An 11532-nucleotide genomic window follows, 5' to 3' on the forward strand; every position below is an offset into this window, starting at 1 on the left:
ATAAATTTGAAGGAGTAACATGACACCACATATAAACGCAAAAGAAGGCGCTTTTGCTAAATTAGTTTTAATGCCTGGAGACCCACTAAGAGCAAAATATATAGCTGAAAATTACTTAGAAAAAGTTGAATTAGTTTCTAATGTAAGGAATATGCTAATGTATACTGGATATTATGAAGGAAACAAAATTTCTGTTTGTGCATCAGGAATGGGAGTACCATCTATTGGTATTTATTCATATGAATTATTTGACCAATATGGAGTAGAAGCTATTATAAGAATAGGCTCAGCCGGCTCATTTAGAGAAGATATAAAAAATTATGAAATGGTTTTAGCATCTTCTGCATATAGTGCAAGCTCTACTTTTAGAAATTCTATTATTAGAGGTGATAATAATAACATTGCAACACCTAGCCACGAACTAAATGAATTAATTTTAAAAAGAGCCAAAGAATTAAAAATGGATATTCATTTTGATCGTGTTTTAAGTGAAGATGCTTTTTATGCTGATCAAACTGTACAAGAAAGAGTAACAAAATCTGGTGGAGCTGTTTGTGTCGAAATGGAAGCCTACGGTTTGTTCACGGTAGCTGAAAAATTAAATAAAAAAGCAGCAACAATACTAACTATTTCAGATAACTTAGTAACTCATGAATATACAACTAGTGAAGAAAGACAAAATTCGTTTAATGAAATGATGAAATTGTCTCTTTCATTAGCAAAGGATTTTCAATAATGAGAATAATAGATGTTATTAATAAAAAGGCTGAAAAACTAGAACTTTCTAAAGAAGAAATAAATTTTTTTATTACTAATTATGTAAATGGTTCAATTCCTGATTACCAGGCTGCCGCTTTATTAATGGCTATAAGACTTAATTCTTTAAATGAGATAGAAACTTCTTATTTAACTGATGCTATGATGCATTCAGGTGATGTAATTGATTGGTCTTATTTAAATAAAACTATAGTTGACAAACATTCTACTGGCGGAGTAGGAGATAAAGTTAGTATAGCATTATGTCCTATACTAGCATCCTTAGGATTAACAGTGGCAAAAATGTCGGGACGAGGATTGGGACATACCGGTGGCACTCTAGATAAATTAGAATCTATTTCGGGTTACAAAATTTCTTTAAGTGATAAAGAATTTAAAGATAATGTAAAAAAGCATAATATTGCGATTGTAGGCCAAAATGAAAAATTAGTTCCAGCCGATAAAAAAATTTATGCTTTAAGAGATGTAACAGGAACTGTTGAATCAATTCCCTTAATCGCTTCTTCTATAATGTCTAAAAAATTAGCAACGGGTTCTAATTGTATTTTACTTGATGTAAAATGTGGAAATGGTGCTTTTATGAAAAATCTTGATCAAGCTAAAGAACTTGGAAATTTAATGATTAAAATTGGTAAAAGACTGGGTAGACAGGTTGCGGTAGAGATTACTAATATGGAAAAACCACTTGGTAGAGCAATTGGAAATAAAATTGAGGTTTTGGAAGCAGTAGAAACCCTTAAGGGAAAAGGGCCAAAGGATTTTACTGAAATTATTTTTTCATCTGGGGCGACATTATTAATATTATCTAAAATGGCAAAAACAGAAAAAGAAGCAAGAGAACTTATTAAACAAAATATTAATAATGGCAAGGCTTTAAAAAAATTTGATGAATGAATTAGATCTCAGGGTGGTAAAGTAGAAGAAATTTATAAAAATGATTGATTCGCACCTAAATATAAATATTTAATCAAATCAAAAGAACGAGGATTTTTAAAAATTAATTCAGCTATAGAATTTGGTTTAGTAGCTATGAAATTAGGAGCTGGTAGAAACACAAAAGAAGATAATATAGATTATGAGGCTGGTATTTATTTAAATAAGTCAACTAATGATTTTGTTGAAATTGATGACATACTTTTTACCTTATATTCTTCAAAGCCTATTGATCAAACATTGTCTCAAGATTTATTAAATGTTGTTGAATTTAGTCCAAAACCTTTTGAAGTTAATGAAGTTTTGGCTAAATTGTTATAATTTATACGAAATAAAATATAAATTTATTTAAAGGAGAAATTATGTTAAATAAAATGATTGACCACACATTTTTAGCTCAATCTGCAACAACAAAAGATATAGATAAACTTATTATGGAAGCTAAAAAATACAATTTTAAATCTGTGTGTATAGCGCCATCATATATAAAATATGCTAAAGAAACACTGAAAAATACTGACATTCTTGTTTGCACAGTAATTGGTTTTCCGTTAGGATATAATGTAACTAGTGTTAAAGTTTTTGAAACAAAAATTGCTATTGAACATGGAGCCGACGAAATTGATATGGTAATGAATGTAGGACGTTTCAAAGATAAACAATATGAATATGTTTTAAATGAAATTAAAGCAATTAAAGAAGTTTGTGGAAATAAAACTTTAAAAGTGATTGTTGAAACAGCTTTATTAACTAATGAAGAAATAGCTAAAGCAACTGAGATAGTTATGCAATCGGGTGCAAACTTTATAAAAACTTCAACTGGTTTTTCATATAGAGGAGCTTCTTTTGATGATATTAAAATAATGAAAGAAATTGCTGGAGAAAAATTGCAAATAAAAGCCTCTGGAGGAATAAAATCAAAAGAAGATGCTTTAAAAATGATTGAATTAGGGGCTAATAGATTAGGAACTTCTAAATCAGTTGCAATTATGGAAGGTAAAACAGATAATAGTTCTAAATACTAAATTTATATAAAAAGGAATAAATATGGTAAAAATTTTTCAACACCCACTTATTAATGCTAAATTAACAAAAATGAGAGATAAAAACACAACTCATAATGAATTTAGACAAAATTTAAATGAAATTTCTTCTTTAATGGTTTATGAAATGTTGCGAGATTACAAAACGAAACCTTTAGAAATTGAAAGTCCTACTGGAGTTAAATTTGTAGGAGAACAATTAGATAAAGAAATAGTAATTGTGCCTATTTTAAGGGCAGGACTAGGAATGGTTAATGGAATATTAGATCTTGTCCCACAAGCTCGTGTGGGTCATATAGGAATGTACAGAGTGGAAGAAACAAAATCAATTGTAGAATACTTTTTTAAAATTCCAGATGTTCCAAAAGATAGTTATATTATTATTGTTGATCCAATGCTAGCAACAGGAACGTCAGCTTGTGACGCTATTGAAAAATTAGAACACTTAGGATTTTGTAATATTAAATTGATTTGTTTAGTCGGAGTTGAAGAAGGTATAAATAAAGTAAAGAAAAATCACAAAAATGTTGATATTTATCTTGCTTCTCAAGATAAAGAATTAAACAAAAACAATTATATTATTCCAGGATTAGGAGACGCAGGAGACCGTATTTTTGGAACTAAAATAAAATAAAAAATGGGCTTGAAGCTCGTTTTTTTAAAATTAATCTTATTATTAGAAGAGATATAGTAAAATATAGTCACATTATGAGAGTTTTATAAAAAAATGAAAATTAATAAAAATTACCTCATAAAATAAATTAAAATACAAAGAAAGGAGATAAAAATGGCTTTTAATAAACAATCAAATAACAGAAGATTTCTTTTTGCTTTAGATTTAGATGGAACATTACTAGCAGATTCTGCAGCAGGAACAATACATCCAAAAACAGAAAAAGCAATTAAAAGAGCAATTAAAGAAGGCCACATTGTTTCAATAATAACAGGTAGACCTTGAAGAAGTACAATGCCAGTTTATCAAAAATTAGGACTTAATGCAATTGTTGGAAATTATAATGGGGCTCATATACATAATCCTGCAGATCCATTTTTTATACCAACAATTACTTATCTAGACCTAAATGAAGTTTTATATATTTTAGGAGATGAAAAAGTTAAAAAAGAAATTTCCAACTATGCTATTGAAGGACCTGATTGAGTCCAATTAATGCATAGAGATCCTAATTTGGAAAAAGTTTTTGGTTTTAATCAAGCAACAAAATTTAGAGAATTTATTAATTTAGAAAAACTACCTTTAAAACCAACGGGTATAGTTTTTGACTGTCAACCAACTACAGACGTTTTAGATTTACTAACTTATCTAAAAAGAAGATATGGTGATTTAGGAGAATTTTCATCTTGATCAAAAGGTCAAGGCTTGAGCCCCGTTTTTGATATAACTTCTATAGGTGTTGATAAGGGAAAAGTAATTTCTTTAATGATGAGATATTACAATATAGATATTGATGACACTGTTGTTATTGGAGATTCGTACAATGATTTAAGTATGTATGAAATTGGCAATGTCGGAGTTTGCCCAGCTAATGCTGAAGAGGCTATTAAACAAGCTTCAACAGTAGTTATGAAACAAACAAACAAAGAAGGTGCTGTTGGTTATTTTATAGATGATTTTTTAGATAACCCAGATGTGTATATTGAAAAAGCAAAAGCTAGAAAATTTGAAGCTAAGAAAAAACTAAAAACAGTTAAAGCAGATAATTTTTATAATGAAGAAGAATAATTATGGCAAAAATAAATACTGAATATATTGGGGTAGATGAAACTGGCGTTGGTGATTACTTTACACCAGTTGTTTCTGTTGCTTGTTATATTCCTAATTATAACATTGAAAAAATTAAAGCACTTGGAATTAAAGATAGTAAAAAATTAACTGATAAAAAAATTATAGAAATTGCAAAAGAAATTGAAAACAAAAAATTAGTTTATTATAGAAAAACTATTTTAAGTCAAAAGGGTTACAACAATTTAACTAAAATGAATATAAACAACAATGCTGTAAAAACATTAATTCATTTTAACTCTATAAGTAGACTAGTTAATTCTTTAAAAAAGAATTTACCAATAGTAATAGATCAATATTCTTCTTTAGATAAAATTAAAGAACACAACTTAAAACTAAAAGAAAAAAACTTTTTTTTAGATGTAAATATAAATGATTATCAATTAATTTTAGAGACAAAAGCTGAAGATGAGTATTTAAGTGTTGCTTGTGCTTCTATATTAGCAAGATATATACTTTTAAATATTATGGAAGAACAAAAAAAGAAATATAATGGATTTAATTTTAAATTAGGAGCTAGCAACCAAATAATAGATATAGCAGCAGAATTTATAAAAAAATATGGAGAAAAAGAATTATATAATGTTGCTAAAGTATCTTTTAAAACAACAGAAAAAGCAAAAAATAAAATAAATTAGTATTTATTAACATAAAAAAATTCTAAAATATAGCCTTTTTTGGCTATTTTTTATTTTCTATTTACTTAATAACAAAAAATAGAAAAAAATAATACTTAATTAATATATAATTAATTAGTTAAAATTATTAATAATTTAAATAAATTTAACAAAGGAAATTGACTCCTTGGTCAATAATGACCCAAAAGTCCAAAAGGAGAACTAATATGTCAAATTACGAAATTATGATTCTAGTTAACCCTACATCTAAAGAGGAAAGTGTAAAAGAATTGTTATTTTCAGTTCTAAATAAAGAAAACACTAAAATCGAAAGATTAGAGAGAACAGAATTAGCATATCCAATTAACAAATTAACACACGCTTCTTATTTTTTAGTTTTAACAAAAGCTGAACCAAGTTCTTTAAAAGAATTAACAAGAAAATTAAATATTGATAAATCAATTTTAAGAACATTAATTATTAACCTTGATTCAGAAAAAGGACTAAAACCAAGAAAACAAAAAAAATTCTCAAGAAGAAATTTTGATAATAAAAAACCTTATGTTAAATCACATAACAAAGAAAACAAAGAAACAGCAACAGAAGAAAACAAGATTGAAAAGAAACCAAAATTTACGAAAAAAAGCGTAGAAAAAAAAGAACAAGATTAGTTTTAACTTAATGAGGTAGAAATGAATAAAGTTATTTTAATAGGCCGTTTGGCCTCAAAACCATACAAGGGAATTACATCTTCAAATATCGAGTATTCTAGATTTACAATAGTGGTAACAAGACCATTTGGACCTGCAAATTCAGATCCAATTTCTGATTTTATACCATGTATTGCTTGAAGAACTAATGCAACTTTTATAAATAAATATATGGATAAGGGTTCATTAATTTCAGTAGAAGGTAGTTTTCAATCTTCAAGATTAACTGATCAAAATGGACAACCTATAAATAATTATGTTGTTAGTGCAGATAGAATACAATCACTTGAAACTAGAGAAGTGACAGAAAATAGAAGAAAAAATAATACTTCAAAAGAATTTAATATTTCCGAAGAAGAAAAACATTTCTCACCAGCAAAAGAACAAGAAAATCAAGATGATGAAATAGACCAAGTGTATGATTCATTAACTTGAGATAATGAATAATTAAGGAGAAATTATGGCAAGAATAGTTCGTAAAAAACCATTTATTCGTAAACGTCCATGTCAATTTTGTTTAAGTAAAAATCCTGTTGTTTATGTTGATTATAAAAATGAAGAATTGTTATCAAAATTAGTTAACCAACAAGGTAAAATATTATCTTCAAGAATTACCGGAACATGTGCAAAACACCAAAGAGCAGTTGCTTTAGCTATTAAAAGAGCTAGATTAGTTGCTATTCTTCCTTATATAGGAACAATAAAAAAGGAATTTGTTAAAAAAGAAGTTGCTAAAGAATTAAAACCTGTTGTTGAAACATCTAAAGCAACTGAGTAAAATTAATAATTTAAATGCACAAAATTGTGCATTCCTTAAGTAAAATATCAAGTGCAACACATAATTGTGCTTGGTATTTTTATTATATATTTAAAATTTTAAAGTTTGTAAAAATATATGTTTTTTTGTTTTTATGTATTTTTTAAACCATTTAAATAAACAAAAAACACCGTTTATTCGGTAGAAATAAATTTTAATTTATTTATTTGTTAATTATTAGCTTGGATGTAATTTTCTTTTAAAAATAGTTCTTTTGAAGATTTTCAACCAAGTATTTCTCTTGGCATTTCATTTATTTTATTTGAAATATTTTGCAACGTTTTAATGTTGATTGTATTAAAGTTAAAACCTTTTTTATATTCTCTTCTAATTAAACCATTTCAATTTTCATTCGAACCACGCTGAAATGATGCATAAGGTTCAGCTCGATAAATTTTTATTTTTAATCATTTGGCTAATATTCCTATTTTTTCAAATTCTATACCATTGTCAATTGTTATACTTTTAACAATTAAACTATTTTCTTTTATTAGCTTGCGTAGTTGAGTATTAATTTCATAACCTGATTTACTTAAAACAAATGTTGCAAAGCCTATTCTTGTTTTTCGTTCTGTTAAAGTTAAAATATTTCTGAAACCAGTGCTGCGCTTGCCAATTACTAGATCGGCTTCCCAATGACCATATTCTTGTCTTAAATCTATAGATTTAGGTCTAGTTCAAATCGGAAAAACATAGCTAGCGCTTGTAACTAATCTGCTTACAACTAAAGCTGTTCGTTTGCCGCCCTTTTTATAAAAACTTCTTAATCTATTATGTTTTTTAATTGTTCATTGATTACTTCTTATCCAATTAAAAACAGTTCTTAGCGATGGTAATTTAATTTTAAAATTATTTTTAATATAATGATATGTTGATTTTATACCAAAAAACTTTTTGTCATATTTTTGAATAAAAATTTTAGTAAATTCTTTATGGCTAAAATTAACATTAAATTTAAACATATATTTATGAGAATGTCTTTTAAACGATTTTATATTTGCTGCACAAGAATCATAATTTCCAGTTAAATCAAGATTTCTTTTTATTTCTCTAGAAACGGTTGAAGGACTTCTGCGTAATTGTCTAGCAATTTTTCGTATTGAATAGCCATTATCCATTAATTTTTTGATAAAAAATCTTTCTTCATAAGAAATGTGAAAATATTTTTTAAATGCTTTATAATTCATATTAGGTCTCCTTAGGTGTTTTTGCGAGGCCTTTTTTATTTTTTTAAGTAGAAAAAAATTCAAGTGGCCTCACACTAATATTTTATCAATAAAGTGTTGCACTTGAATTTTCAATTCAGCACACCACCTTGTTTGGTGGTGTTTGTAAAAATCAATTTTATAATATTATTTAGAATTTGATAATGCCTTATCAATAGCTTCATCATTATAGAAATCTTTATATTCTAAATTAATATCTGGTTGTACACCATCTTCTATAGATTCGTTGTTTGGTCCAAAAACAGCATTGTTTGGCGAACTTATAGTTATTGTTGTACCATCAGCTAAAACAATAGGCATAATAGCTGACATGCCTCCCCCGGTTTTCTTACCAATAATTTTAGCAATACCCATTTCTTTAACTATACTTGTTAGTTGGTTTGCGGCACTAAATGTATTCAAACTTACTAATAAACTTCAATTGTATTTTTCATATGCATCGCCATCGTATTTGCCATCACCATCTGTATCAACTTTAGATTTACTTAGATCTCCTCTTCTATTTAAAATATCATATTCACGATTTAAAATAGGTTTATCTGTCATAAATCCAAGTGTTCTAACCATTGAACTTACACTTCCACCGCCATTAATTGCTAAATCTAAAACTATGTTTTTAATTTCTGGTTTTTTAGCAACTTCAGCCATTAAGTGTCTCATTAAGTAGTAAGTGTCATATTTCCATGCATCTGGGCCTTGGTTTTGTTCTTTAGTACCATCTTCAAAACCCAACAATGTAACTATTGCTGTGTTTCCGTGGTATCTAATATAGTCATCTGGTCCAAAATCATCGATTTTTTTACCGAATTTTGTTTCAAATTGTTTAACAAGCATAGCTCTATTTTTATTGAATTGATCACGATATTCTCCATAATCTTGAGGAGATTTTAAAACGTTTCTTAATTTTGTAGATCAATCTGATTCATAATAAGAGAATGAATTCATTCTTGTATGTAGTTCGTTTAGTTTTTTGTGGAATAAATTAACATATGCTTGATTGTAAACCTTAGGATCTGTTGATAATAGTTTAGCTTTTTCTTCAGCACCAATATACTCATCAAAAGATTTAATATTTTTGTGGAATCTTAAACCATAAAAATAATCCATTGTAAAAATCATATGGTTGTAGTTAGCTTCACGTTGAGCAACTGTAGCTTTTTTACCATTTAAAGCTGCATTTTTTCTTATTCTTTCTCTAGCGGCATCTGGCGTTGCTCCAAATGAGTCCATACCTGCAAATACATTTGTAAAAGTTTCGCCATTAAAATATAAGTTGGTAAACCCTTGACTCATAAATAAGGTGTTAAACACAGTGTATGGTAATAATAATTTTCCATCCTTGTATAAAATGTCCATTTTGTATTTTGTTAAATCAAAAGTAACACCTTTGTCATCCTCATTTTTATGTTCATATTCTGTTTCTAAGAATTGACTATCATCTGTTAATTCTTGTGGTTTTAAAATTTCATAAAAAATTGATGTGCTTGTTGTATGAATTAGGTTTTTATCTCAGTTAAAAATTAATTGATTTGAAAGATTCCCTTTTTTATCAAATGTACGATAAATTTTTCTATTGTTGGCTTCATCAACAATAGTTGTAAATAAATCTAGTCCAACATATCCATCCAAGGCTTTTAAAAATTCGTCTACATCTACATATACAACTTCATCATGGTTTTTTACAATATATGATTTAACATTTGTATCTGCAATTGTATATTCTTCATTAAAATTCTTAAAAGTATGATTTTTAACTACTAATTCAGTTTTTGCATCGCTTTTAGGATCAATTTTTGGTTGATCTTTTAGTTTGTCAATTTCTTTTTTAGCGTCGTCCAAAGATTTATTTTTTTCTTCTAAATCTTTTTTAGTTTTATCAAGTTCTTGTTTTTTGTTTTCTAGTTCTTTTTTAGTATCTTCTAGTTGTTTTTTTAATTTTGGATCTTGACAACCTGCTGATAATAAGGCAACAGGTGTAATCAATCCAGTAGAGATTGGTAAAATTGTAGTTAACAATTTAGTTTTAATTGATTTTTTCATTAATTATGTGTCCTCCGCTTTTTTATATTAATATTTTTTTTTATTTTTTTGTAATTTTTTTATAATTTGGTTTCTTATTATAAATATAATAAAAAAAATAGAAACCTAATTTGCTGATTTATTTTTTTGTAATTAGATTTCTATATTTTTATTTTTTTTATAAATTTTTTAAAGTTTGGGGAATATTTTTAAATTTTTTTGACCTATAATATATTAGCACTTTTTTTATTTTTTTGCGAACAAAAATATTTAGTTTTAAAAACCTTTTTAATTATTTATTAATTTTTTTATCAAATAGTAATAATTTTTGTTTTGCTTTTTTGACAGCATCATAAGCGCCAGCTCTTGTCATAGCAAGTTCAACCCCTATTTCTGAAAAAGAAAGATCTTCAATTAAATGAAGGTAAAGTGCTTGCTTTTGGGACTGAGCTAATAGTTCTCCATATTTATCAAATAAATCTATTATTTTATTTCTTTCTTCTATATTTTCCATTATTCATTAATGCCCTTCATCAATCCATAAATATAAGATTCCAAATCAAATTCCACTAGATCTTCAACTTTTTCTCCCAAACCAATTAGTTTGACTGCTAAATTAATTTCATCTTTTATAGTTAAAACAATTCCCCCTTTTGAGGTACCGTCCATTTTGGTTAAAACAATTCCAGTTAATTGTGTTATCTCGCCAAATGCTTTGGCTTGTAATACACCATTTTGGCCCGTTGTAGCATCCAAGACTAATAAACTTTCATGAGGAGCACCTTCAATTTTTGATTGCAATACTTTATTAATTTTGGCTAACTCATTCATTAGATTTACTTTATTTTGTAATCTACCTGCTGTATCAATTATTAAAACATCATAATTTTCATTTTTAACTTTATCAATAGCTCTATAAACTACAGCAGCAGGATCAGTTTCGTTGTTCAAAGGTTTTACAATATCTGCTCCTACTTTATTTGCTCATATTTCTAATTGCTCCACCGCTGCAGCTCTAAATGTATCTGCTGCTGCTATTAAAACTTTCTTATTATCTTGAATTAATTTGTACGCAATTTTTGAAATAGAGGTTGTTTTGCCAGAACCATTCACACCAACAACTAAAATCACATTAATTCTATTAGGTTGTATATTTAAGCTTGTGTCCACTATTGAATTAGATGTATAAATAGTAAATAATTTATCTGCAATTATTTCACTAATTAATTTTGGGTCCTCAATATTTTCATTCTTGACTTCTTTTTTACATTCTTCAATAATAATTTGAACTAGCTTCATTGAAATGTCAGACATTATTAAAATTTCTTCCAATTCTTCAAAAAATTCTTCATCAATTTTATTATATTGATTTTGAAGTTGTTTTATACTTTCAACAAAAGAAGAGTTTGATTTTGACAAACCCGCTATGTAACTATCTATTTTATTTGACTTATTAAGTTCTTTTTCAAGTTGTCTTTTTTCTTTTGCTTCTAGTTTAGCTTGTTTTTTAGCTATTCTTTCTTCTTTTGTACCAAAAAGTTTTTCTTTTAAATTAGCTCAAAACCCCATTATATCTCCTTATAATCCTT

Annotated in this window: 13 protein-coding genes; 9 read left to right on the top strand and 4 right to left on the bottom strand. The window is 27.0% G+C overall.

The genetic code is table 4. The features are described from left to right. The first annotated feature begins 19 nt into the window (after positions 1-19). The 9 genes from deoD (at position 20) to rpsR (ending at position 6659) form a co-directional block, all read left to right on the top strand. The gene (deoD, locus tag DMC14_RS00580) at positions 20-736 is read left to right on the top strand and encodes a purine-nucleoside phosphorylase (RefSeq protein ID WP_116171899.1); all 717 of its coding nucleotides are present in this window, start codon (positions 20-22) and stop codon (positions 734-736) included. Continuing rightward, complete coding sequence (locus DMC14_RS00585; RefSeq protein ID WP_116171900.1) at positions 736-2031, top strand: thymidine phosphorylase; 1296 nt, start codon at positions 736-738, stop codon at positions 2029-2031. Before deoD ends, DMC14_RS00585 begins: the two co-directional genes overlap by 1 nt. Before the next feature lie 41 nt (positions 2032-2072). Next, positions 2073-2735, top strand: a complete 663-nt coding sequence (gene deoC / locus DMC14_RS00590; protein ID WP_116171901.1) for a deoxyribose-phosphate aldolase — start codon at positions 2073-2075, stop codon at positions 2733-2735. 22 nt (positions 2736-2757) lie between these two features. Continuing rightward, positions 2758-3387: a uracil phosphoribosyltransferase gene (gene upp / locus DMC14_RS00595; protein WP_116171902.1), complete on the top strand. Its 630-nt coding sequence runs from the start codon at positions 2758-2760 to the stop codon at positions 3385-3387. 153 nt (positions 3388-3540) lie between these two features. After that, a complete protein-coding gene (locus tag DMC14_RS05720; RefSeq protein ID WP_116171903.1) occupies positions 3541-4494 on the top strand; it encodes a Cof-type HAD-IIB family hydrolase in 954 nt (317 codons plus the stop codon). A 2-nt stretch (positions 4495-4496) separates the two neighbouring features. After that, the gene (locus tag DMC14_RS00605; protein ID WP_116171904.1) at positions 4497-5192 is read left to right on the top strand and encodes a ribonuclease HIII; all 696 of its coding nucleotides are present in this window, start codon (positions 4497-4499) and stop codon (positions 5190-5192) included. Between the two features lie 206 nt (positions 5193-5398). Beyond that, positions 5399-5842 (top strand): 30S ribosomal protein S6, encoded by a 444-nt coding sequence (gene rpsF / locus DMC14_RS00610; protein ID WP_116171905.1) that lies wholly within the window; start codon positions 5399-5401, stop codon positions 5840-5842. Between the two features lie 21 nt (positions 5843-5863). Continuing rightward, positions 5864-6328 (top strand): single-stranded DNA-binding protein, encoded by a 465-nt coding sequence (locus tag DMC14_RS00615; protein WP_116171906.1) that lies wholly within the window; start codon positions 5864-5866, stop codon positions 6326-6328. Between the two features lie 13 nt (positions 6329-6341). After that, entirely contained in the window at positions 6342-6659 is a 318-nt protein-coding gene (rpsR, locus tag DMC14_RS00620) for a 30S ribosomal protein S18 (RefSeq protein WP_116171907.1), read from the top strand. Between the two features lie 209 nt (positions 6660-6868). Here the strand turns inward: rpsR and DMC14_RS00625 are convergent, their stop codons facing one another. From DMC14_RS00625 to ftsY, 4 genes are all read right to left on the bottom strand, one after another. Continuing rightward, on the bottom strand, positions 6869-7885 hold the full coding sequence (locus DMC14_RS00625; protein WP_137412648.1) for an IS30 family transposase: 1017 nt from the start codon (positions 7883-7885) through the stop codon (positions 6869-6871). A gap of 165 nt (positions 7886-8050) precedes the next feature. Beyond that, the gene (locus DMC14_RS00630; RefSeq protein WP_116171909.1) at positions 8051-9964 is read right to left on the bottom strand and encodes a S41 family peptidase; all 1914 of its coding nucleotides are present in this window, start codon (positions 9962-9964) and stop codon (positions 8051-8053) included. A gap of 271 nt (positions 9965-10235) precedes the next feature. After that, positions 10236-10457 (bottom strand): hypothetical protein, encoded by a 222-nt coding sequence (locus tag DMC14_RS00635; protein WP_116171910.1) that lies wholly within the window; start codon positions 10455-10457, stop codon positions 10236-10238. Continuing rightward, a complete protein-coding gene (gene ftsY, locus DMC14_RS00640; RefSeq protein WP_116171911.1) occupies positions 10457-11512 on the bottom strand; it encodes a signal recognition particle-docking protein FtsY in 1056 nt (351 codons plus the stop codon). The genes DMC14_RS00635 and ftsY overlap by 1 nt, the downstream gene beginning before the upstream one ends. Between the last annotated feature and the right edge of the window lie 20 nt (positions 11513-11532).

The organism is Metamycoplasma phocicerebrale (genome assembly GCF_003383595.3).
GTDB lineage: Bacteria > Bacillota_I > Bacilli_A > Mycoplasmatales > Metamycoplasmataceae > Metamycoplasma > Metamycoplasma phocicerebrale.